The 21,853-nt window shown below is 66.9% G+C and carries 20 protein-coding genes; 3 read left to right on the forward strand and 17 right to left on the reverse strand.

Annotated elements, in window-relative coordinates:
* Positions 1 to 12 precede the first annotated feature (12 nt).
* Together AC4EEO_RS11890 and AC4EEO_RS11895 are read right to left on the reverse strand one after the other, a co-directional pair.
* Positions 13 to 1,131, reverse strand: coding sequence for a histidinol-phosphate transaminase (locus tag AC4EEO_RS11890; RefSeq protein WP_018763619.1), 1,119 nt, complete (start codon positions 1,129 to 1,131; stop codon positions 13 to 15).
* A 165-nt stretch (positions 1,132 to 1,296) separates the two neighbouring features.
* Complete coding sequence (locus tag AC4EEO_RS11895; protein ID WP_231369931.1) at positions 1,297 to 1,713, reverse strand: LysM peptidoglycan-binding domain-containing protein; 417 nt, start codon at positions 1,711 to 1,713, stop codon at positions 1,297 to 1,299.
* Between the two features lie 353 nt (positions 1,714 to 2,066).
* Between AC4EEO_RS11895 and lexA the strand changes: the two genes are divergently transcribed.
* Positions 2,067 to 2,795, forward strand: coding sequence for a transcriptional repressor LexA (gene lexA, locus AC4EEO_RS11900; RefSeq protein ID WP_109044892.1), 729 nt, complete (start codon positions 2,067 to 2,069; stop codon positions 2,793 to 2,795).
* Positions 2,796 to 2,827: 32 nt separating this feature from the next.
* On the opposite strand, the gene AC4EEO_RS11905 is transcribed toward lexA, so the two are convergent.
* Both AC4EEO_RS11905 and hflX read right to left on the reverse strand, forming a co-directional pair.
* Positions 2,828 to 4,888 (reverse strand): ATP-dependent DNA helicase, encoded by a 2,061-nt coding sequence (locus AC4EEO_RS11905; protein ID WP_491338906.1) that lies wholly within the window; start codon positions 4,886 to 4,888, stop codon positions 2,828 to 2,830.
* Complete coding sequence (gene hflX, locus AC4EEO_RS11910; protein ID WP_491338907.1) at positions 4,881 to 6,461, reverse strand: GTPase HflX; 1,581 nt, start codon at positions 6,459 to 6,461, stop codon at positions 4,881 to 4,883. The genes AC4EEO_RS11905 and hflX overlap by 8 nt, the downstream gene beginning before the upstream one ends.
* Before the next feature lie 437 nt (positions 6,462 to 6,898).
* Here hflX and AC4EEO_RS11915 point away from each other — a divergent pair, with 437 nt between their 5' ends.
* On the forward strand, positions 6,899 to 7,522 hold the full coding sequence (locus AC4EEO_RS11915; RefSeq protein WP_018763624.1) for a class I SAM-dependent methyltransferase: 624 nt from the start codon (positions 6,899 to 6,901) through the stop codon (positions 7,520 to 7,522).
* On the opposite strand, the gene dapF is transcribed toward AC4EEO_RS11915, so the two are convergent.
* The 6 genes from dapF to AC4EEO_RS11945 form a co-directional block, all read right to left on the reverse strand.
* Positions 7,494 to 8,438: a diaminopimelate epimerase gene (gene dapF, locus AC4EEO_RS11920; RefSeq protein WP_026265106.1), complete on the reverse strand. Its 945-nt coding sequence runs from the start codon at positions 8,436 to 8,438 to the stop codon at positions 7,494 to 7,496. The genes AC4EEO_RS11915 and dapF overlap by 29 nt on opposite strands.
* Positions 8,439 to 8,482: 44 nt before the next feature.
* Positions 8,483 to 9,379, reverse strand: coding sequence for a tRNA (adenosine(37)-N6)-dimethylallyltransferase MiaA (miaA, locus tag AC4EEO_RS11925; protein ID WP_491338908.1), 897 nt, complete (start codon positions 9,377 to 9,379; stop codon positions 8,483 to 8,485).
* 3 nt (positions 9,380 to 9,382) lie between these two features.
* Complete coding sequence (gene miaB, locus AC4EEO_RS11930; RefSeq protein ID WP_026265108.1) at positions 9,383 to 10,939, reverse strand: tRNA (N6-isopentenyl adenosine(37)-C2)-methylthiotransferase MiaB; 1,557 nt, start codon at positions 10,937 to 10,939, stop codon at positions 9,383 to 9,385.
* Positions 10,940 to 10,942: 3 nt separating this feature from the next.
* Positions 10,943 to 11,491 carry a regulatory protein RecX gene (locus AC4EEO_RS11935; RefSeq protein WP_018763628.1) on the reverse strand — a complete coding sequence of 183 codons (549 nt, stop codon included), beginning with the start codon at positions 11,489 to 11,491 and terminating at the stop codon, positions 10,943 to 10,945.
* A 111-nt stretch (positions 11,492 to 11,602) separates the two neighbouring features.
* The gene (recA, locus tag AC4EEO_RS11940) at positions 11,603 to 12,658 is read right to left on the reverse strand and encodes a recombinase RecA (RefSeq protein WP_026265110.1); all 1,056 of its coding nucleotides are present in this window, start codon (positions 12,656 to 12,658) and stop codon (positions 11,603 to 11,605) included.
* Between the two features lie 250 nt (positions 12,659 to 12,908).
* Positions 12,909 to 13,133 carry a DUF3046 domain-containing protein gene (locus AC4EEO_RS11945; RefSeq protein ID WP_018763630.1) on the reverse strand — a complete coding sequence of 75 codons (225 nt, stop codon included), beginning with the start codon at positions 13,131 to 13,133 and terminating at the stop codon, positions 12,909 to 12,911.
* A 41-nt stretch (positions 13,134 to 13,174) separates the two neighbouring features.
* On the opposite strand from AC4EEO_RS11945, the gene AC4EEO_RS11950 reads away from it, so the two are divergent.
* Positions 13,175 to 13,705, forward strand: coding sequence for a MarR family winged helix-turn-helix transcriptional regulator (locus AC4EEO_RS11950; RefSeq protein WP_109044898.1), 531 nt, complete (start codon positions 13,175 to 13,177; stop codon positions 13,703 to 13,705).
* A 79-nt stretch (positions 13,706 to 13,784) separates the two neighbouring features.
* On the opposite strand, the gene AC4EEO_RS11955 is transcribed toward AC4EEO_RS11950, so the two are convergent.
* The 7 genes from AC4EEO_RS11955 to AC4EEO_RS11985 form a co-directional block, all read right to left on the reverse strand.
* Positions 13,785 to 14,237: a helix-turn-helix domain-containing protein gene (locus AC4EEO_RS11955; RefSeq protein WP_018763632.1), complete on the reverse strand. Its 453-nt coding sequence runs from the start codon at positions 14,235 to 14,237 to the stop codon at positions 13,785 to 13,787.
* A gap of 165 nt (positions 14,238 to 14,402) precedes the next feature.
* Positions 14,403 to 14,882 carry a CinA family protein gene (locus tag AC4EEO_RS11960; RefSeq protein WP_491338909.1) on the reverse strand — a complete coding sequence of 160 codons (480 nt, stop codon included), beginning with the start codon at positions 14,880 to 14,882 and terminating at the stop codon, positions 14,403 to 14,405.
* Complete coding sequence (gene pgsA / locus AC4EEO_RS11965; protein WP_491338910.1) at positions 14,879 to 15,517, reverse strand: CDP-diacylglycerol--glycerol-3-phosphate 3-phosphatidyltransferase; 639 nt, start codon at positions 15,515 to 15,517, stop codon at positions 14,879 to 14,881. Before pgsA ends, AC4EEO_RS11960 begins: the two co-directional genes overlap by 4 nt.
* Before the next feature lie 45 nt (positions 15,518 to 15,562).
* Positions 15,563 to 18,451 (reverse strand): FtsK/SpoIIIE family DNA translocase, encoded by a 2,889-nt coding sequence (locus tag AC4EEO_RS11970; RefSeq protein WP_491329680.1) that lies wholly within the window; start codon positions 18,449 to 18,451, stop codon positions 15,563 to 15,565.
* 200 nt (positions 18,452 to 18,651) lie between these two features.
* Positions 18,652 to 20,343, reverse strand: a complete 1,692-nt coding sequence (locus AC4EEO_RS11975) for a ribonuclease J (protein WP_491329679.1) — start codon at positions 20,341 to 20,343, stop codon at positions 18,652 to 18,654.
* A gap of 40 nt (positions 20,344 to 20,383) precedes the next feature.
* Positions 20,384 to 21,292, reverse strand: coding sequence for a 4-hydroxy-tetrahydrodipicolinate synthase (dapA, locus tag AC4EEO_RS11980; RefSeq protein WP_018763637.1), 909 nt, complete (start codon positions 21,290 to 21,292; stop codon positions 20,384 to 20,386).
* Positions 21,293 to 21,350: 58 nt separating this feature from the next.
* Positions 21,351 to 21,731: a hypothetical protein gene (locus AC4EEO_RS11985; RefSeq protein ID WP_491329678.1), complete on the reverse strand. Its 381-nt coding sequence runs from the start codon at positions 21,729 to 21,731 to the stop codon at positions 21,351 to 21,353.
* Positions 21,732 to 21,853: the final 122 nt, after the last annotated feature.

A 21,853-nucleotide genomic window follows, 5' to 3' on the forward strand; every position in this document is an offset into this window, starting at 1 on the left:
GCTGTATCAAGTCTAGGCGGGAAGCGCGGCGTGGCCCGCAAGGATGCGCTCCAGGGACGTGAGGAAGGCTGTGGTTTCCGGCTCGGTACCGGCCGTGACCCGCAGGTGCCCGGGAATTCCCACGTCGCGGATCAGCACGCCCGCGTCCAGCAGTTCCTGCCAGACCTGGTGCGGGTTCTCCAGGCCGCCGAAGAACACGTAGTTGGAGTCGGACGCGGCGGGCTTGAGGCCCATCCTGGTCAGCTCAGCCACAATGCGGTCGCGCTGCTGCTTGATGTCCTGCACATCGGCCATGAGCGCTTCGCGGTGCTGCAGGGCTGCCAGGGCGGTTGCCTGGGTGATCGCGGACAGGTGGTACGGAAGGCGCACCAGCCGCAGGGCATCGGTGACCTCCGGGGCCGCGGCCATGTAGCCGAGGCGTGCGCCGGCGAGTGCGAAGGCCTTGCTCATGGTGCGGGAGACAATCAGCCGCTCCCTGCCGGGCAACAGGGTCAGGGCGCTGGGCGTGCCGTCGTGGGCGAATTCGTGGTACGCCTCGTCCACGATGACGATGGTCTGGCTTGGAGCACCGGCCTCGTAGACAGCCTCGACGACGTCCAGTCCCAGGCCGGTGCCGGTGGGATTGTTCGGCGAGCAGAGGAACACGATGTTCGGCTGCAGCTCCCTGACCTGCCGGGCAGCGGATTCTGCGCTGAGGTCGTAGCCCTCGGCCCGGACACCGGTGATGTATTCGGTGTCGGTGCCGCTCGCCAGCAGCGGGTACATGGAGTACGTGGGCGGGAAGCCCAGGGCGGTGCGGCCCGGGCCGCCGAACGCCTGGAGGATTTGCTGCAGGACCTCGTTGGAGCCGTTGGCGGCCCACAGGTTGGTTTCGTCGAGGCCGTGGCCAAGGTACTCGGCCAGGGCCTTGCGGAGCTCGGTGAACTCCCGGTCCGGGTAGCGGTTCAGGCCGGCGGCGGCCTCCGTCACGGCGGCGCTGATGGCGGCACGCACGTCCGCCGGGACGCCATGGGTGTTCTCGTTGACGTTCAGGAGAATGGGGACGTCCAGTTGGGGCGCCCCGTAGGGAGTCAGCCCGCGAAGGTTGCTGCGGAGGGGTAGCCGGTTCAGGCGTTCTAGCTGGTCGTTCACCTGAACAGTTTAGTTGCCGTGGCAACTACCGGAAAATATGACACTTTTGGCCTGCCTCGGAAACGCCCGGACGAAGAGCTGGCGGCAGCCTCCGGGGGACGCGCACCCGCAGTCACCAGGCCGCGGCGCCAGGCTGCCGCTCCGCGGTACCCGCTCAAGAAGGGGTCAGTGGCTGGGGACGAAGAGCTGCTGCCCGGGCAGGACCGCGCCGGCGGACAGGTTGTTGAGCTGGACGATGTCCGCCACGACGTCCCGTGCATCCCGGTTCGGGGCCACGGCACCGGCGATGGACCACAGGGACTGGCCGGGCTGGACCGTGACTGTCACCGTGGGCGTCACGGCGAGGTCCGCGGCGGAATCGGAGGCCTTGGCCGGGGAGTGGAAAAGTCCCGCCAAGGAGAGCAGCAGGACCGCGAGGAGAATCAGCGGCACTCCCACCAGGACGATCCGCCCCCGCCGGGTCAACCGAAGCGGCGCCGGTGATGGCGCAGTTCCGGCACTGATCCGCCGGCTGCCGGACGAGTGGCGCTCCCCGGCCAGGAACTCCGGACGGGATATGTGGGAAAGAGTTAAAGCTGACATGAACTGAGCCCTCCTGGACCTGCCGTGCTGCCCGGGTGTCCGCCGCTGCCGTCCTGCCTGCCGTGCCGGAATACCGATCTCTTCCGGCCAGGTCTTCGAACAGGCCATGCAATGGTTAGAACACATATTCGAACTTTGCTTACTAAGTTTTAGCACCTATCAACGAACAATGTCGAGACTCGCTAGAACAAATGTTTGAAAAAGCAATGTGGCTGGCCTAGCTTGGAAACCAAGAACAACCACCACTGAAGTTGAACAGCAGGGTCTGACAATGACAGCGGTGACCCTTCACGCAACGCCGGCCTACGGCGTGGGGCGGAAGATCCGGCGGCAAGCGAAAGGCATTGGCGAACATGGCAGCAGCAGCCGCCGGGGGCAGGACGGCCCCGCAACCAAAGAGGACTCCGAAGGGGCTTACCCCGCGGCAGAAGAAGATCCTCGAGACCATCCAGCGGTCCGTCAATGACAACGGCTACCCGCCCTCAATGCGCGAGATCGGCGACACGGTGGGCCTTGCGAGCTTGTCCAGCGTGACCCATCAGCTGTCCCAGCTGGAGAAGCTTGGCTACCTCCGGCGCGACCCGAAGCGGCCGCGGGCCATGGAGGTGCTCATGCCCCTCACGCTTGACGGCGGCGGCGGGAAGCCGATTGCCGCCTCAGCGCCGCAGACACCCGGCGCCACCGTAACGGAGCTGCCTACCGCGCTGGACACCGCCATGGTTCCGCTCGTGGGCCGGATTGCCGCCGGCGGTCCCATCCTCGCCGAGCAGCTCGTTGAGGATGTCATGCCGCTCCCCCGCCAACTTGTGGGCCAGGGTGAACTGTTCATGCTCAAGGTGGCCGGGGACTCCATGGTGGACGCCGCCATCTGCGACGGAGACTGGGTCGTGGTGCGCCGCCAGGCGGACGCCGTCAACGGTGACATCGTCGCTGCCCTGCTCGATGACGAAGCAACCGTCAAGACCTTCCGCCAGCGGGACGGCCACACCTGGCTGCTCCCGCAGAACACGCAGTACGAACCCATCCTGGGCGACCACGCGACCATCATGGGCAAAGTGGTTTCGGTGCTGCGGTCCCTCTGACACCGCCTGTCACCTCCGGCCGCGGCAGGACTCTATTCAGAGGCCTCCGCGCCGAGCCTGGTGAGTGCGGCCAGCGCCTTGCTGCGGTCCGTGGTGGACCAGAAAGGCGGCAGCGCGGCCCGCAGGAAGCCCGCATAACGTTCGGTTGCCAGCCGCGAATCCAGCACCGCCACCACTCCTTTGTCGCCGGTTGACCGGATCAGCCGCCCGGCGCCCTGCGCCAGCCGGATGGCCGCGTGGGTAGCCGACACCGACATGAAACCGTTGCCACCGGCCTGGGCCACGGCCCGCGACCGAGCTGTCATGAGGGGATCGTCCGGCCTGGGGAAGGGAATCCGGTCGATCACCACGAGCCGGCACGACCCGCCCGGAACGTCCACCCCCTGCCACAGGGACATAGTCCCGAAGAGGCAGGTATCCGGTTCGTCCGCGAACTGCTTGACCAGGGCGGTCATGGTTGACTCGCCCTGGCAGAGCACGGTCATATCGAGCTTGGGCCGCAGGGCATCGGCGGCCTCCTCCGCAGCCCGACGCGAGGAAAAGAGGCAAAGGGCCCCGCCACCGGATGCTTTGATGAGCGCCTCGAGCTCCTCCAGGGCTTCCGGCGAAACACCCCGGCCCGGTTTGGGCAGGTGTCCCGCCACGTAGAGGATGCCCTGTTTGGGGTAGTCGAAGGGTGAGCCGACATCCACCCCCGTCCAGCTGGGAGCTCCGTCGCCTATCAGTCCCAGCCCGCCCGCTGCCGGTTCGAACGCGGACCCGATGGCCAGGGTGGCAGAGGTCAGCACAACAGTGTGGCCGGCGAAGAGTCCTTCCCTCAGCCGCCCGGCAACGGACAGCGGCGCGATGTTGACCAGCACCGGCGCATTCTCGTCAGGCTGGGAGTAACCCTGGCCGGGGTCGAAGGTGCTCGCGCGCGAGAACCAGACCACTTCGCGGTTCTCTCGGGCAGCCAGCAGCCGTTCGCATAATTCAAGGATCAGCATGAGGCGGGACCGGGCGAGCTGCCGCCCGCCGTCGGCCGTGGTGTTGCTGTCCCCCTTGGAATCGGACAGCGCCGCGCGGCAGGCCTCACGCAGCTGGTCCACGCAGTCCAGCTGTTCGTCGTTCAGGCCGTTGGGCAGCAGCCCGTTCGGGGCCCCGGCGAGGGCCAGCTCAAGGTTGGCGGCCGCAGCGTTCAGGGCGTCAACGGTGATGGCCGTGTGTTTGCGGGCACCTGATGCGGCGGCGTGCACCATGGCGACGGACAACTGCCCGGAGACGGCCCCGGTGACGCGGTCCTGCAGTTCATGCGCCTCGTCCACTACCACGACGTCATATTCGGGCAGCACGGCGAGCCCCTCGAAGGCGCTGACGGCGAGCATGGCGTGGTTGGTCACCACGACGTCTGCCTCGGCCGCGTCCTGCCGCGCCAGTTCACTGAAGCACTCAGCGGCCATGGGACATTTTTGCGCCCCCAGGCATTCCATGGAGGTCACGGACACCTGCCGCCATGCACGGTCGGTCACGCCGGGAAGAAGCTCGTCACGGTCGCCGGTGGCGGTCTTCTCGGCCCACTCCCGCAGCCGCACCACTTCCTTGCCCAGCTGGGAGGCGGGACCGCCCACAGAGGCGGCGAAGTGCGGCACGCTGGTGTCCTCGCCCAGGGAGAACAGCTGGCCCTCCGAAGGCTCTTCGGAAGGGAACCCGCCCTCCACCTTGTGGCGGCAGACGTAGTTGGACCGCCCCTTGACCAGGGCCACTTTGACGGGCCGTTCCAGGGCCGGGGTGATGTTCTTTAGGAGGCGGGGCAGGTCCCTGCCCACGATCTGGGTTTGCAGGGCCAGCGTGGCCGTGGACACCAGGGCGGGCTTATTGCTTTCCAAGGCATGGGCAATGAGCGGTACCAGGTAGGCCAGGGACTTGCCGGTCCCGGTGCCGGCCTGGACCAGGAGATGGTTGCCCGAACTGATGGCCCGGGCCACCTGACGGGCCATTTCGTGTTGTCCGGTGCGGCTTTGTCCGCCCATGCCGGCGACGGCGCGGTCGAGCAGTTCAAGGACGAACTGCTCGCCGCTCGCCTGCGCAGCTTCCCCGGCCGCGAGGTCAGTCATTGAGGGCGAATGGTTCCAGCTCGGATGCCAGGCCCTCGCGGACCATCACCACGGCCCTGGTACCTTCCTCAACGTGGTCGAGGTGGATGATTTCGGCGTCGGATTCGTGCAGCTTGCTGAGCAGGTCGCCCCGGTCGTACGGAATGAGCAGTTCAAGCTTCACGCTGGGCCTCGGGATGGCGTCGCTGATGGCCTTCAGCAGCTCGGCAATACCCTCACCCGTCCGGGCCGAGACCACCACATGGCGTGGTTCGCGCTGCTTCAGCCGCTCGATCACGAAGGGATCGGCGGCATCGGCCTTGTTCAGCACGATGATCTCAGGCACCTTGCGGGCGTCAACTTCGCTGAAGACCTTCCGGACCGCGGCGATCTGGCCCTCGGGATCGGGGTGCGAGGCGTCCACCACGTGCAGGATCAGGTCCGAATCGGCCACCTCTTCGAGGGTGGAGCGGAAGGCCTCCACCAGCTGGGTGGGCAGCGAGCGGACGAAGCCCACGGTGTCGGCCAGGGTGTAACCCAGGCCGTCAGCGGTTTCGGCCTTGCGGACGGTGGGATCCAGGGTGGCGAACAAGGCGTTCTCCACCAGGACGCCGGCGTCGGTGAGCCTGTTGAGCAGGGAGGATTTCCCTGCGTTGGTGTACCCGGCAATGGCCACCGACGGTACCTCGTTACGACGGCGGTTGGCCCGCTTGGTTTCCCGCGCCGGCTTCATCGCGGCGATCTCGCGCCGAAGCTTGGCCATGCGCGTACGGATCCGGCGCCGGTCCAGTTCGATCTTGGTTTCACCGGGGCCGCGCGAGCCCATGCCGGCGGCAGCGCCACCCACTTGGCCGCCTGCCTGGCGGGACATCGATTCGCCCCAGCCGCGGAGTCGGGGAAGCAGGTATTCCAGCTGTGCCAGCTCCACTTGGGCCTTGCCCTCGCGGCTCTTGGCGTGCTGGGCGAAGATGTCCAGGATCAGGGCCGTACGGTCGATTACCTTGACCTTGACGATGTCTTCGAGGCCACGACGCTGCGAGGGTGCGAGCTCGGCGTCCACCACCACGGTGTCCGCACCGGTGGACATGACGATGTCCTTCAGTTCGAGCGCCTTGCCCGAGCCCAGGAACGTTCCGGGATCCGGCTTGGCCCTCCGCTGTACCAGCCCGTCGAGGACCTCGGAGCCGGCCGTCTCGGCGAGGGCGGCAAGCTCGCGCAGCGAATTTTCGGCGTCGGCCAGTGTTCCGTCGGACCAGAGCCCTGCCAGGACCACGCGTTCCAAGCGGAGCTGGCGGTATTCGACCTCGGTGACGTCTTCGAGTTCGGTGGACAACCCTGCCCTGCGGCGCAGGGCCCGGCGTTCCTCGAGGTCCTGCTGGTCGCCGTCGTACGTTGAATGTTCTTCGTCGAGGCGGGATATGGCCTGGGCCTTGCCGAGCACAGCTTTTCCGGTGCCGCTGCCGTCGCCGCTGGGCGTGCTGACTTTCCGGACCGGTACGTCCTTGGCGAGGATCCGGTCGATGACAGCCTGGATTTCCTCGGGACTCATGTCCTGGGCGGCTGGATCGGACCCGGTGTTTGGCTGGCTGGTCATGGTCTCCTTTGAAGATTCGGCATTTCCAGAATAGTGCCGATTAGTTGGAAGGTGGGAAGAATTCGCGCTGGGCTGACGGCCTGCGGTCATGCAGTCCTCCTGATGGTGGGGCCGCCGGCGGCGGTGCGGGGGCCGGGATGCCGCGTTGCAGGGGCGGCTGGGCGGGCGAGGCCGGAGAATTGCAGGAAGCGCAGCGGAAGGCTGACGTTCGAGTACTGTCCGGCGGCCGGGCCTGGACGGAATGGTCCGGTCCGGTGCACAAGCGGAAGGCATGGGAACCTGCGTCGCTGTGGGACGGGCTGCCTCTGCTGGGCAGCGGCAGGAACGGGCGGGGCCCGTACCGGCTACTCGAAGATCAAGAACATGCCCATTAGCCTAACAGAGGGGCGCAGGCACAGTTTCCCATTACGCTGCAGGGGGAACTACTCTGGCCAGTTATGGAGTCCGCTCACTATTTCAGCACGTCCCCCGCCGGGCCCTTTACCCGCAAGCCCCTCACCGTGGAACTGGCCGGCGGAACGCGCAGGCTCCAGACCTCCTCGGGCATTTTCAGCCCGGACGGCATCGACAAGGGCACTGCAGTACTTCTGGCGGAGGTCCCTGCGCCGAACCCCCACGGCAACCTGTTGGACATTGGTTGCGGCTGGGGGCCGGTGGCCCTCACCATGGCTCTGCTGGCGCCCCAGTCAAGGGTCTACGCGGTGGACGTCAACGAACGGTGCATCACCCTGACCAACGAGAATGCCGAGGCGCTGGGCCTGTCCAATGTCGTTGCCAGCACGCCTGAGGCCGTAGACCCCGAAGTGCGTTTCGACACCATTTGGTCCAATCCGCCCATCAGGATCGGCAAGGAAGAACTGCATGCCCTGCTGAAGCTGTGGCTCCCCCGCCTGGCTGAGGGCGGGACGGCGTGGCTGGTGGTCCAGAAGAACCTGGGCTCGGACTCGCTCCAGCGCTGGCTGGCCGCCGAACTGGACAGCTCCTTCACCGTGACGCGCGAATCGACCGCCAAGTCCTTCCGGATCCTGAAGGTCAGGAAAGCGTCCCGCTCGCCACAATGACCGCCGGACCGCTGAGCTCAACATGCTCGTGGCCGCCGGGTCCGGCGAAGAACTTGACGCCAACGACCCCTCCGGGAACATGGACGCGCCAGACGTCGGGAGCCTCGGCACCCGCCCAGTGCCGGATGGCGACGGCGGCCGCGCAGGCGCCCGTGCCGCAGGATTGCGTCTCCCCCACACCGCGCTCATGCACGCGCATGGTCACCGATCCGACGCCGTCGTGCACAAGGGGCTCAGCCGGAACGACGAACTCCACGTTGGTTCCGTTTGCCGGGACGGGATCGACTTTCGGCGCGGTGAAAAGCCGGGTGCCGGCCAGCTCGGACAGCTCGGCGAGGGCCACCACGGTGTGCGGGTTGCCCATGCTCACGGACAAGGCCGGCCGGGGAACCTCCAGCCCGTCGGCAGCGACGAGGGAATCCATGGCCTTGGCACTGGCTTCGCCGGGAAAGATGAACTCCCAGGGGCCCATGTCCACCGCGTAGTCGTTCCCGGTACGGACCACGGTCTTTACCCCGCCGCGCGTCCCGATGGCTAGTGAACCGCCGTCGGGCAGGTCGATCAGCCCCTCGGTTCGCAGGAAGTGGACGAACACCCGGACCCCGTTTCCGCACATTTCGGACAGCGAACCGTCCGCGTTCCGGTAATCCATGAACCATTCCGCGCCGGGGGTGTCCAGCAGCAGTTCCCTGCCCTCCGTCAGGAAGCGGGAGGGCACGGCCCTGATCAGCCCGTCGGCGCCGATTCCCTGGTGCCGGTCGCACAGGGCCGCTGCCTGGTGCGCATCGAAGCTGCGGGTGCCCTCAGGATCGGCCACCAGGACGAAGTCGTTGCCCGTGCCGTGCCCCTTGGAAAAGCGGAGGCCGCCCATGGCACGAAGGGCGGATCCGGACGTTTCGACGGGGGTAGCATTCATGGTCCCAAGCGTAGCGGCGGATGCCGCTGCCGCTGAAACCGCGGCTACCTGCAGAGCAGTGCAGCCTTGCCGGCAAGTTCCGGATCCTGCCAGTCCAGCCACGTGATGCGGGGGTCGGCGCGGAACCATGTGAGCTGGCGGCGGGCAAATTGGCGGGTGGCCACAATGGTTTCCTCCGCAGCGTCCGCCACGGTTGAGGCGCCGTCGAGGACCCGCAGGAACTGTGAATAGCCGAGGGCCCGGGAGGCTGTCTTCCCGGTCCGCAGGCCTTGGGCGTCAAGCGTCCCCACTTCTGCCAGCAGCCCGGCGTCCACCATCCGGTGGACCCTGGCTGCCAGGCGCTCCCGCAGGACATCACGGTCCACGGCCAGGCCCACCTGGACAGCCGGCTGGTGGTACTCCCGGCGGGGCATGAAGGAGCTGAAAGGCCGTCCGGTGAGTTCGTGGACTTCCAGGGCGCGGATGATCCGCCGGGCATCAGAGAGCCGCTCGGCCGACACGGGATCCACCGCGCGGAGCCTTGCCAGGAGTTCTGCCGTCCCGCGTTCCGCGTATTCGGCCTCAAGCCGGGCGCGCAATGAGGCGTCCGTACCGGGGAACTCCAGTACGTCCAGGGCGGCCCGTACGTAGAGCCCCGAGCCGCCGGCGAGGATGGCCCTCTTGCCGCGGGCATGGACAGCCGCTATCACGTTGCGGGCCTGCTCCTGGAATGTGGAGACGCTCGCTTCCTGCGTGACGTCCATGATGTCCAGGAGGTGGTGCGGCACGCCCTTGCGCTCGGCCACGGAGATCTTCGCGGTGCCGATGTCCATTCCCTGGTAGAACTGCATGGCGTCGGCGTTGATGACCTCGCCGTCGAGTTCCAGGGCAAGGTTGACGGCAAGATCCGATTTGCCGGAGCCAGTGGGACCGACGACGGCGATGACGGGCGGGGCGACCACCGGTCAGCGGGTGCGCAGCGGCAGCGAAGGCATGCCCAGCGAGACACCCTTTTGTCCAGCCCCGCTCCCCGGCACCGGCGCGCCGCAGGAATCGGCCTGCGACCGGTCCCACGCGTCCCCGGCGCGCGACCTGCGCAGGCTGTAGTCCTCGGGCGTGGGGTCGGCCACCAGGTGGAAGGCAGCGGCTTCGGTGATGGTGACTGTTACGAGGTCGCCCGGCCTCGGGGCCGGCGCGCCTTCAGGAACCGAGAAATGTACCAGCCTCTGGTCCCTGGACCGGCCGGAGAGCCGGTGCGTCTCCTCGGACTTGCGCCCCGACTGGGCGGTGACCATGACCTCCAGCCGCCGGCCGAGCTGCTTCCGGTTCTCCTCCGCGGCGATCCTGTCCTGCAGTGCGGTGAGCCGTTCGAACCTTTCCTGGACCACGGCCTTGGGCAGTTGGTCCGGCAGGTCGGCGGCAGGGGTCCCCGGCCGCTTGGAGTACTGGAAGGTGAAGGCGGTGGCAAAGCGCGACTTCTCGACGACGTCGAGCGTGGCCTGGAAGTCCTCTTCCGTCTCGCCGGGGAAGCCGACGATGATGTCGGTGGAGATAGCGGCGTCCGGGATCCTGTCCCGGACCTTGTCCAGGATGCCGAGGAACTTGGTGGACCGGTAGGACCGCTTCATGGCCTTCAGGATGCTGTCCGAGCCGGACTGCAGCGGCATGTGCAGCTGGGGCATGACATTGGGTGTTTCCGCCATGGCCTCAATGACGTCGTCGGTAAACGCCGCCGGGTGCGGGCTGGTGAAACGGACCCGTTCCAGCCCGTCGATTTCGCCGCAGGCACGGAGGAGCTTGGAGAAGGCCTGGCGGTCGCCGAACTCCACTCCGTAGGAGTTGACGTTCTGGCCAAGCAGCGTGACTTCGATGGCACCGTCGTCCACCAGGGCCTGGATTTCGGCGAGGATCTCACCCGGGCGGCGGTCCTTTTCCTTACCCCGGAGGGCCGGCACGATGCAGAACGTGCAGGTGTTGTTGCAGCCAACGGAGATGGACACCCAGCCGGAGTACACGGAGTCGCGCTTGGTGGGCAGCGTGGACGGGAACACGTCCAAGGACTCCAGGATTTCCAGCTGTGCTTCGTCGTTGTGCCGGGCCCGGTCGAGCAGGGCCGGGAGCGCACCAACATTGTGGGTGCCGAAAACGGCGTCGACCCAGGGCGCCTTCTTGAGGATGGTTTCCCGGTCCTTCTGGGCCAGGCATCCGCCCACGGCGATCTGCATCCCGGGGTTCGCCGCCTTGACGGGCGCCAGGATCCCGAGGTTTCCGTAGAGCTTGTTGTCAGCGTTTTCGCGCACCGCGCAGGTGTTGAACACCACGACGTCGGCTTGCTCGCCTTCCGCGGGAACGTACCCGGCGTCTTCAAGGAGTCCCGCCATCCGCTCCGAGTCGTGGACGTTCATCTGGCACCCGAACGTCCGCACCTGGTAGGTACGCGGCCGGGCTCCGGGCTGCGGACCCGTCCCGGGTTCAACGGAAGGGGTGGTGCCGGAATGGGGGGAAGGAATGGTCAAACTCACCCGTTAAGGGTACCGGCTTTGGAGCGGGTCACCGTCGGGATCCTGGACTGAACCGAGTACCTCATTGACGATCCTGAACGCCTGCCCGGGCTGGTAGCCCTTTCGCGCCAGCATGGACGCCAGACGGCGCACTGCTTTATCCCGTTCGGCCGGGTCTGACAGGTTTGTTCCGGGCCGCAGCTTGCGCTCAACCAGGGTCCTGGCGGCAGTTTCCTCGTCGGCGTCGGTCACTTGTTCCAGGGCCGCGGCAGCGGTTTCGGGGTCGATGCCCTTCTCCGACAGCTCGCGCCGGAGAGCTCCCCTGGCGAGCTTGCGGGACTGGGATCGGCTCCTGACCCACATGTCAGCAAATTCGGCGTCATCGATCAGGCGGACTTCCTGGAATTTATCCAGGACTTCCTCTGCCACGCGTTCCGGAATGTTCCGTTCGGCCAGTTTCCGGGCAAGCTGCAACCTGCTCTTCGGCGAGGCCGTCAGTTGCCGGTACACGATGGCCTTGGCCACCCCGGCAGGATCCGGTTCGGCGTCCTCTGCCAAGGGATCTTCGGGCACAGCAGACCGCTCCGTTGCCCCACGGGCGGGGTTGGCGGAGCGGCGCCGCCGGGAACCGGATTTGGGTGACCTGGCGTCGGGAGGATGCGCCTCGGGAGACCATGTCAAGGGCTAGAACCCGTCGACGGCTTTCAGCTTGGGCGTGTCCTTGGACTCGTCCTCCGCCGGCTTCACGCCCACACCGAGTTTCTCCTTGATGAGGCGCTCCAGTTCGGCGGCAAGCTCGGGGTTGTCGCGGAGGAACCGGCGCGAGTTCTCCATGCCCTGGCCCAACTGGTCGCCATCGTACGTGAACCAGGAGCCGGACTTCTTGATGATGCCGTGCTCGACGCCCATGTCGATAATGCCGCCTTCGCGGGAGATGCCCTGGCCGTAGATGATGTCGAACTCGGCCACCTTGAAGGGCGGGGCCATCTTGTTCTTTACGATCTTGGCCTTGGTCCGGTTGCCGACCGAATCAGCGCCTTCCTTCAGGGTCTGGATGCGCCGGACGTCGATGCGGACCGACGCGTAGAACTTCAGCGCCTTGCCACCGGTGGTGGTTTCGGGGGAACCGAAGAACACGCCGATCTTTTCGCGGAGCTGGTTGATGAAGATGGCGGTGGTCTTGGTCTGGCTCAAGCGGCCGGTAATTTTACGCAGTGCCTGGCTCATGAGCCGTGCCTGGAGGCCAACGTGGCTGTCGCCCATGTCGCCTTCGATTTCAGCACGCGGAACCAGGGCGGCGACGGAGTCGATGACGACGATGTCCAGGGAGCCGGAGCCCACCAGCATGTCCATGATTTCCAAGGCCTGTTCACCGGTGTCCGGCTGCGAGACCAGCAAGGCGTCGGTATCCACGCCGAGCTTCGCGGCATAGTCCGGGTCCAGGGCGTGCTCGGCGTCGATGAAGGCAGCGATGCCGCCCAGCCGCTGGGCGTTGGCAACGGCGTGCAGTGCCACGGTGGTCTTACCTGACGATTCCGGCCCATAGATCTCCACCACACGGCCACGGGGCAGCCCGCCAATGCCCAGGGCGACGTCCAGGGCAATGGACCCGGTAGGGATGACTTCGATGGGGGCACGGACTTCGTCGCCCAGGCGCATCACCGATCCCTTGCCGAACTGCTTGTCAATCTGGGCAAGTGCTGCTTCCAGCGCTTTTGCACGATCCGGGGCTGCCGCCATGGTTGACACCTCTAATGCTTTCTCGATGGTGGCCTGTGCGGCCGTCTTGTTGGTCATCTCTGACGCTAAGGGGACCCACTGACATTCCGGCCTCAGGACATCGGCTATGTGGAAAACCCAATAGAAAAAGCATAGCGTTATCCGAACAGGTATTCGAAGAGGATGGCCGCGCGGCGTGTCCGGCAAGGGTTCCCGGACCGGTCGGCAGGAGGGCCCGGCCGGCCGGCGGATGGAGGGTGCCCCGCGGGAATCAGTCGCGGCGGGGGGCTATGTCCCGGCCGAGCCGGCGGTCCGCCGGCACGTCCTGGAGATCGCAGACGGCAAGCCAGACCTTGCGCGGTTCCACGCCGGCGGCCAGCGCCTGGTCCGCGGTGCGCCCGCCCACCCCGGCCAGGACCAGGGTACTGCTCAGCACTCGGGAGTAGCCCGCGCCGAACTCGTCATCCATGAGCCGCCAGTAGTCGCTGATTCGCATCGGTAAATCCTCTCATGATTGGGGACCCTAGAATTGTTGCCATGAGCAACTCCCCCGATGGCACGCCGGCTGATGTCTCAATCGAGGCTGCCGCCGACACGGCCCTGCAGAACGTCGAACACCAGATCAGTCTTTTTTGGCGGCGGGCCCGGGCCATCTCGAACCAGCTGTCCCGGGAAGTGCACCCGGACATGGAGCCTGCGGCGTACGGGCTGTTGACCGTGATCCGCCGGGAGGGGCCCATCCGGCTGACCGAACTGGCAATGAACATCGGGGTGGGCAAGCCCTCCGTCAGCCGGCAGATCGCATTCCTTGAAGGCCTGGGGCTGGTTTCCAAGGAGGCCGACCCGCTGGACCGCCGGGCGCAGGCCATCCGGCTGACGCCCAAGGGGGAGGAAAAGATGCACCAGGTCCAGGACGCCCGGCGCCAGGTCTTTCAGGAACGGCTGCGGGAATGGCCGGTGGAGGACCTGCAGGAGCTGGCCCGCTACATGGCCAAGTTGAACGCCACCTACGAGCCCGACGGATTCCCGAAGGAAGCACCGGGCGCGTCGCCGGCACAGGAGAGCTAACCGCCTTCACGCAAGGAAGCCCCCGGCCATGCCGGGGGCTTCCTGGTTCCACGGCCCACCCAACGGGTGGGGGCTGCCCCTAACGGGCGCCGGAGAGAAGGCCTGTGGAGAGTTCGTCGTTCAGTTCAGCGTTGAGGTCGCGTTCCAGGTCACGGCCGTAACGCTGGGAGAATTCCTGCGGTACGGTGTCCGGAACTGCAACGCCCTCGGCTACCGCCACCCGGTCGCTGACCTCCCGAAGCATGCTGGACAACGGCACGTCCAGGGCAGAGCAAATCGAGGACAGGAGCTCCGACGAGGCTTCCTTCTGGCCACGCTCCACTTCGCTGAGGTACCCCAGGGAAACGCGGGCGCTGTGCGAAACTTCACGGAGCGTGCGCCCCTGACGCTGGCGGACATCGCGCAGCACATCACCGATTTCGTGACGAAGTACCACCATCTTGCGCTCCTTCTGTTCGCTCTTAGCCTGTTCGGCGAGGCCCACATCCTTCCAGCGGACAACGCCGTTTACGGATACGGGCTGCTTTACCATCTGTATCGCCTTGCTCCCTCATTGGTCAGGTCCGCCGGAAGGCGGACCGTCTGGTCGTTTCATCCTAGGCGCCTCCGCTCTCCGGAAGCGACACAATGTAATAACTAATCGGTACCGGCTTTTGTTCCCGGCAACTTTACGTGCGGTAACTTGAGCGGGCAAGCGTCAGGCGGACATCGCCTCGAGGAGTCTTTCGAGGGCCGCCGCACACGCTTCGGCGCGGATATCAGGCCTGCTGCCGGTGAAGGAGTATTCAAATGCCGCGGTACCGGCGGCGGTGGCAATCCCCACATAGACCCGCCCCACGGGTTTGCCGTCGTGCGGCTCGGGACCGGCCACGCCGGTGGTGGAAACCCCGAGGTGGGCGCCCAGGACGTCGCGGGCTCCTGCCGCCATGGCGCGGGCGACGTCCGGGTCGACGGAGCCGACCCTTGCCAGGAGCCCGGCGGGGACGTGGAGTACGCCTTCCTTGACCGAATTCTGGTACGCCACGACGCCGCCCTGAAGCATGCCGGAGGCGCCGGGGGTGTCGGCGAGGACGGCGGATACCATGCCGGCGGTCAGGGACTCTGCCGTGGCAACGGTCAGTCCCGCGTCAAGTGCCTGCCGCACGGCCTGTCCGGCGAGATGGTGGAGGTTGCTCACGATTCCTGTCCTTTCGCCGTTCCTGCCTGCCGCCCCTTCGCGCGCAGGCGCAGGGCTTCGATGACATACTCGACGCCGGTCCACACGGTGATGGCCAGCGCCGCCATCATGACGGCGAAAGCAACCCACACCAGCCACGGCGCAAAGGCGCCCAAGGGGAGCAAATACAGGAAGATCGCTGCGGTCTGCACGACGGTCTTGAGCTTTCCGCCGCGGGAAGCGGGAATGACCCCATAGCGGATGACGAAGAAGCGCAGGGCCGTGATACCCCATTCCCGGACCAGGATCACCAGCGTTGCCCACCACGGCAGTTCACCCAGCAGGGAAAGCATGACCAGGGCCGATCCGATGAGCAGTTTGTCCGCGATGGGGTCGGCGATTTTGCCGAAGTCCGTGACAAGGTTCCGGCTCCTGGCGATATCGCCGTCGAGCTTGTCCGTGTAGATGGCGACGGCGAACGCCGCCACCGCGGCCCAGCGCCACGGCCCGGCCTCACTGCGCAGGCCGGGGGCATCCGCCACAAGGAACCACACGAAGAACGGGACCAGCGCGATGCGGATCATGGTCAGGACGTTGGGAAGGTTCCAGACCCCGGCACGGCGCGGGCCGGCGGCGGTGGCATCGGTGCTAGTCACGTACCTAGGCTACCTTCCCGGGGCTGCCGCAACGCCGGCGCGGCCCTACCGTCCGGTCAGCGACCAGGCGTCCTCGGAGCCGTCGTCGTCATCGCCGTACCCGCCGGGAGCGGAATCGGAGCCGTCGTAGTACTCGACGTTCTGCTTCCGTTTGTCCAGGTCGGCGGCCACCAGGTCCTCTGCGTAGCCGCCCTGTGCGATGTTGGCGTTGGCATTGTCACTGAGCGCGGCTGTCTGCGAATCCGGGGCGGCCGGCGCGTCCTGGCCCTTCATGGCGGCCAGCACGGCCGCGAGGTCGTCCGGCTTGACCAGCACGTCGCGGGCCTTGGAGCCCTCGGAAGGGCCCACCACTCCCCTGGACTCGAGCAGGTCCATGAGCCGACCGGCCTTGGCGAACCCCACCCGGAGCTTGCGCTGCAGCATGGAGGTGGAGCCGAACTGCGTGGTGACCACGAGTTCCGTGGCCTGCAGCAGCACCTCGAGGTCATCGCCGATGTCGTCGTCGATCTGCTTCTTTTCCGCCTCGGGGGCGACGTCGTCCCGGTAGACGGCCTGGAGCTGTCCCTTGACGTGCTCCACCACCTTGTGGATCTCCGACTCGGTGACCCAGGCGCCCTGGACGCGCATCGCCTTGGAAGCACCCATCGGCAGGAAGAGCGCGTCGCCCTGGCCGATCAGCTTCTCCGCCCCGGGCTGGTCCAGGACCACGCGGGAGTCGGTGACGGACGACGTTGCGAAGGCCATGCGGGAGGGCACGTTGGCCTTGATGAGGCCGGTCACCACGTCCACGGAGGGCCGCTGGGTGGCCAGCACCAGGTGGATGCCGGCGGCACGGGCGAGCTGGGTGATGCGGACGATGGAGTCTTCGACGTCGCGCGGGGCGACCATCATCAGGTCGGCGAGTTCGTCCACGATCACCAGCAGGTACGGGTACGGCCGGATGACGCGCTTGGAGTCCACCGGCGGGTGGACCTTGCCGGCACGGACGGCCTTGTTGAAGTCGTCGATGTGCTTGAAGCCGTAGTTGGCGAGGTCGTCGTAGCGGGCGTCCATTTCGCGGACCACCCACTGCAGTGCCTCGGCGGCCTTCTTGGGGTTGGTGATGATCGGCGTGATCAGGTGCGGGACGCCCTCGTAGGCGGTCAGTTCCACGCGTTTGGGGTCCACCATGACCATGCGCACCTCGTCCGGGGTGGCGCGCATCAGGATGGAGGTGATCATCGAGTTCACGAACGAGGACTTACCGGCACCGGTGGCACCGGCGACCAGGAGGTGCGGCATCTTGGCGAGGTTGGCCACCACGTAGCCGCCCTCGACGTCCTTGCCGACGCCCATCACCATCGGGTGGTCCGTGCGGCGGGCGTTCTGGCTGCGGAGCACGTCGCCCAGGGAGACCGTCTCGCGGTCCGTGTTGGGGATCTCGATGCCGATCGCGGACTTGCCCGGGATGGGGCTGAGGATCCGGACGTCCGAGCTGGCGACCGCGTAAGAGATGTTCTTGGACAGCGCGGTGACTCGTTCCACCTTGGTGCCCGGCGAGAGTTCGATCTCGTACCGGGTGACGGTGGGGCCGCGGCTGAAGCCGGTCACGGTGGCATCGACGTTGAACTGGGTCAGGGTGTCGGTCAGGGCGGCGACGACGGCGTCGTTGGCCTCGGTGCGTTCCTTCGGGATGGACCCGGGGGTCAGGTAGTCCGAGGCAGGGAGGGTGTAGGTGACGTCCCCGGCGAGGGAGAGTTGTTCGGTCCGCTGCGGGATGGGCACAGGTGGCGGAGCGGGCGCTACCGGGTTCGAGGGCACCGTGGGTGCGGCGGCCGGTTTCCCGGGAGCCGCGGCGCCGGGAATGACCAGCGGGATGGCCTCGGTGGCGTTCTCCGCGGGAGGGGCCGAGCCGGCGCCCAGGCCCTGCGCGGCCTTGATTTTTTCGACGGCGATCTCCGCCTGGGTGGGGCGCCGGACGCCCGGTGCGGGCCGCGCGGGCTCCGGCTCGTCGTCGTCGATGACCGCGTGTTCGAAAGCTTCGTCGCCCACGTAGCCTTCCAGGCCGGCATCGGGCTCCTGGTCCTTGCCGAACAACCTGCGCTTCTTCTTTTTGGGCTCAGCGGCTGCGGGGCGTTCGAGGTAGCTGCGGTCGTGGGTGTCCGCGGTCAGGTCCTGGTCCATCAGGTCGATGCCCATGAGGTGCTCGTAGGCTCCGCGAAGGCGGCGCGGGATGGCCGTGAACGGGGTGGCCGTGATGATCAGCAGGGAAACGAAGGCCAGCAGCCCGTAGAGTGCCACCGGCACGGCGGGATGGATGGCGGCCAAGGGACTGGCGGCCAGGAAGCCGAGCATGCCGCCGGCTTTGCGGAGGCCGTCGAAGCCATCGGCAACCGTGGGCTGGCCGCCGAGGATGTGGGCCAGGCCGCACCCGGCGAAGGTCATGATGAGGAAGCCGATGCCCACCCGATTGTTGCCCCGGCCGTCCGAGGGGCGCCTGAACAGGCGGAACGCGCAGACAAAGAGCATGAGCGGGAGCAGCAGGGAGAGCCAGCCGAAGGTTCCGTTGACCACGGCGTAGACGGCGTCCGGGAACCAGCCCGTCAGGCCCCACCAGGCGAACGTGGCAATGAACACACCCAGGGCCAGGTTGAACAGCGCGGCACCGTCGCGGCGTTCGTCCGCGGGGAGGTCGCTGACGTCGTAGCCGATCCGGCGTACTCCCCCGCCCACCAGGTGCCCGATTCCGAGCCATGCCCCGCCCACGACGCGCAGGAGCCAGGGCTGGTGGTGTTCGACGGCGGGAAGCTGTCGGGTGCGTGCGGTGCTGGTTGAGCCGCCGCGCCCTGTCTTGCCGGCTGTGGAGCCGGTTCCGCGGCCTGTGGAGCTTCCGGCTTTGCTGCCGGAGCTGCCCCTGCCGGTACCTTTGGGCGCGGAAGTAGTACGTGTGGCCATAGTAGCCACGGTACCGGAAGCATGCTGTGATTCCGGGGATGTCGGGGCTGCCGGGCCGCCTGCCGGGGCTTGCCGATGCGCTTGCGGATGCGCATGGCCGGACGCACGAAAAGGCCCGGTCCACTGGGAACCGGGCCTTATCGGAGGTGCAGCGACGTTGTCCGCGCAGCTCAGTGTCGCAGCCGGGCCGCGCGGGGCGCTCAGGCCTCGAGCACCACCGGGATGATCATGGGCTTGCGGCGCAGCTTGCGGTTGACCCAGGTGCCCACGACGCGGCGCACCACCTGCTGGAGCTGGTGGCTGGTGTGGTCGGCGTGGTTCTGGACTGCTTCCTCCAGCGCGGCGTTGATCTTGGGGATGATGTCGTCGAAGACGGAATCGTCCTCGGCGACGCCGCGGGCGTGAATTTCCGGACCGGACACCACCTTGCCGGTGGCGCGGTGGATGACCGTGATGATCGAAATGAATCCTTCGTCACCCAGGATGCGGCGGTCTTTGAGGTCGGCGTCGGTGATTTCACCCACGCTGGACCCGTCAACGTAGACAAAGCCCACTTCCACCTGGCCGACGATGTCTGCCTGGTGGTCGCGGAGGTCGATGACTGTGCCGTTGTCGGCAAGGATGACGCTCGCCTCGGGCACGCCGGACTCGATGGCGATCTTGCCGTTGGCGATGAGGTGCCGGGTTTCGCCGTGGACGGGCATGGCGTTCAAGGGCTCAAGGATGTTGTAGCAGTACAGCAGCTCACCCGCGGCGGCGTGGCCGGAGACGTGGACCTTGGCGTTGCCCTTGTGGATGACATCGGCGCCGAGCTTCAGGAGGCCGTTGATGATCCGGAACACGGCGTTCTCGTTGCCCGGGATGAGGCTGGAGGCCAGGATCACGGTGTCGCCGTCGCCCACCACCACGCGGTGGTCGCCGTTGGCCATCCTGGACAGGGCGGCCATGGGCTCGCCCTGGGAACCTGTGGACATCAGCACCACGCGGTTGTCCGGCAGGTTGTCGATGTTCTTGATGTCCACGATCAATCCGGCGGGAACATCCAGGTAGCCAAGCTTTTCCGCGATGGCCATGTTGCGGACCATGGAGCGGCCCACGAAGGCCACCTTGCGGTTGTGCTTGGCGGCGGCGTCGAGGACTTGCTGCACGCGGTGGACGTGGGAGGAGAAGGACGCCACGATAATGCGTTTGGTGGCCTGGCCGAAGAGGCGCTCCAAGGTGGGGCCGATTTCCTTCTCGGCCGTGGTGAATCCGGGCACGTCGGCGTTGGTGGAGTCGGACATGAAAAGGTCCACGCCCTCCTCGCCCAGCTTGGCGAAGTGCCGGAGGTCGGTGATCCGGCCGTCAAGGGGCAGCTGGTCCATCTTGAAGTCGCCGGTGTGCAGGACCGTTCCGCCCGCAGTGCGGATGAAGACGGCCAGGGCGTCCGGGATGGAGTGGTTGACGGCCACGAATTCGCAGTCGAAGGGGCCGAACTTCTCCACCTGGCCCTCCTCCACGGTGAGTGTGTAGGGCCGGATGCGGTGTTCCTGCAGCTTGGCCTCGATGAGGGCGAGGGTCAGTTGCGAACCCACCAGCGGGATGTCGTTGCGCAGGCGCAGCAGGTACGGCACGGCGCCGATGTGGTCCTCGTGGCCGTGCGTGAGGACGACAGCCACGACGTCATCCAGCCGGTCCTCGATGTAGGAGAAGTCGGGCAGGATCAGGTCGACGCCGGGCTGGGTTTCCTCAGGGAAGAGGACGCCGCAGTCCACGATCAGCAGCTTGCCGTCGATTTCGAACACGGCCATGTTCCGGCCGATCTCCCCCAGCCCGCCCAGCGGAACGATCCGCAGCGTGCCCTGGGGCAGGCGCGGAGGGGTGACAAGGCCGGTAAGGGCAGTTTGGGTCATAATGCACTACTTTCCAGGCGGAAGGGTGCCGGTCTTAGCCTCAGGAGAAGACCAGCCCAGCTTCCGCCAAATCCCCGCGGATGGTTTCGATCTCGGTTTCGTCCGGCTCCACGAGGGGCAAACGGACAATCGAGTTGGGCAGGACTCCCTGCCATTTAAGAATCTGCTTGGCCGCCACGGCCCCCTGGACGCGGGTCATGGTTGCCCGGACCACCGGCTGGAGTTCAACGTTGATCTTCCGGGCGGTGCCGAGGTCGTTGGCGTTGACGGCGTCGATGAGTTCGCGGAAGCGGCGGGTGGCCACGTGGGTGGTGACGCCCACCAGTCCGACGGCGCCCAGCGCCATCCACGGCAGGGTCAGTCCGTCGTCGCCGGAGTAGAAGAGGAGGTCGGTTTCGGCCATGACCCGGGTTGCCGCCACGAGGTCCGCCTTGGCGTCCTTGACGGCCACAATGTTGGGGTGCTGGGCCAGCCGGATCATGGTGTCGGGTTCGATCGCGATGGAGGACCGGCCCGGAATGTCGTAGAGCATGACCGGAACGTCCACGGCGGAGGCGACGGTCTCGAAGTGGGCGCGGACACCGGCCTGGCTCGGCTTGTTGTAGTAAGGGGTCACCAGGAGCAGTCCGTCGACGCCGAGGGCAGCGGCCTGCTTGGACAGGTGGACCGAGTGGGCTGTGTCGTTGGTGCCGGTACCGGCAATGATCGCGGCGCGGCCACCGACGGCGTCTTTCACCGCGCGGAACATGCCGAGGTTCTCTTCGTCGGTCAGGGTTGAGGTCTCACCGGTGGTGCCGGTGACCACCAGCCCGTCGCAGCCGTCGTCGACGAGCTTGCTGGCCAGCGCCGCCGCCTGGTCGTAGTCCACTGCGCCGTCCTTGGTAAACGGCGTGACCATGGCGGTCAGGAGGGTACCGAGGGCAGGGATGTGCGCGGAAGAATCAGCCATGGAAAAAACGTTACCCTGTCCCCGGCTGGTTAGGACAATGCCACGGGCGTGACGAGCGTCAAACAGCCTGGCTGCCGGGCCCCGGCGCGTCTGTTCCGGCGTGGCAATAGCGGCCGACGGCGGCCTGCCGGAGGTCCTCCGCCCAGGCAGCGAGCCGCTGCGCGGCCCGCACGTAATGGAACAGCTCGGTGGGCGTCAGGGCATCGATATCCGTCTCGGACAGCCGCCGGGCGAGTTCCGCCCCCTCCGGCTGGGCCGAGAGGGCGATGCCTTCCCGCTCCCACTGGAGGTCCTCTGACGGCCGCCCGGACACCAGCTGCCGGAACAGGTAGTCCACCACGCCCGGGCTCATTGCCCTCAGCGGCAGGTTGGCTGAGTGGGTATGTGCCGGCTGCAGGCTTTCCCGCCGGGCGGGGATTCCGGATGATGGCGTGTCCATTCCGCCATGTTATTCGAACATATATTCGAACACAAGGGTGCGCCGCCACCGCATCGGCACGATAGTCCGCCGGCGGCCACCCGTCACCTCACCGGCAAGCCGCGCCGCGCGGGCATGTGAGA

The sequence above is a fragment of the Pseudarthrobacter sp. MOO13 genome, assembly GCF_058267655.1.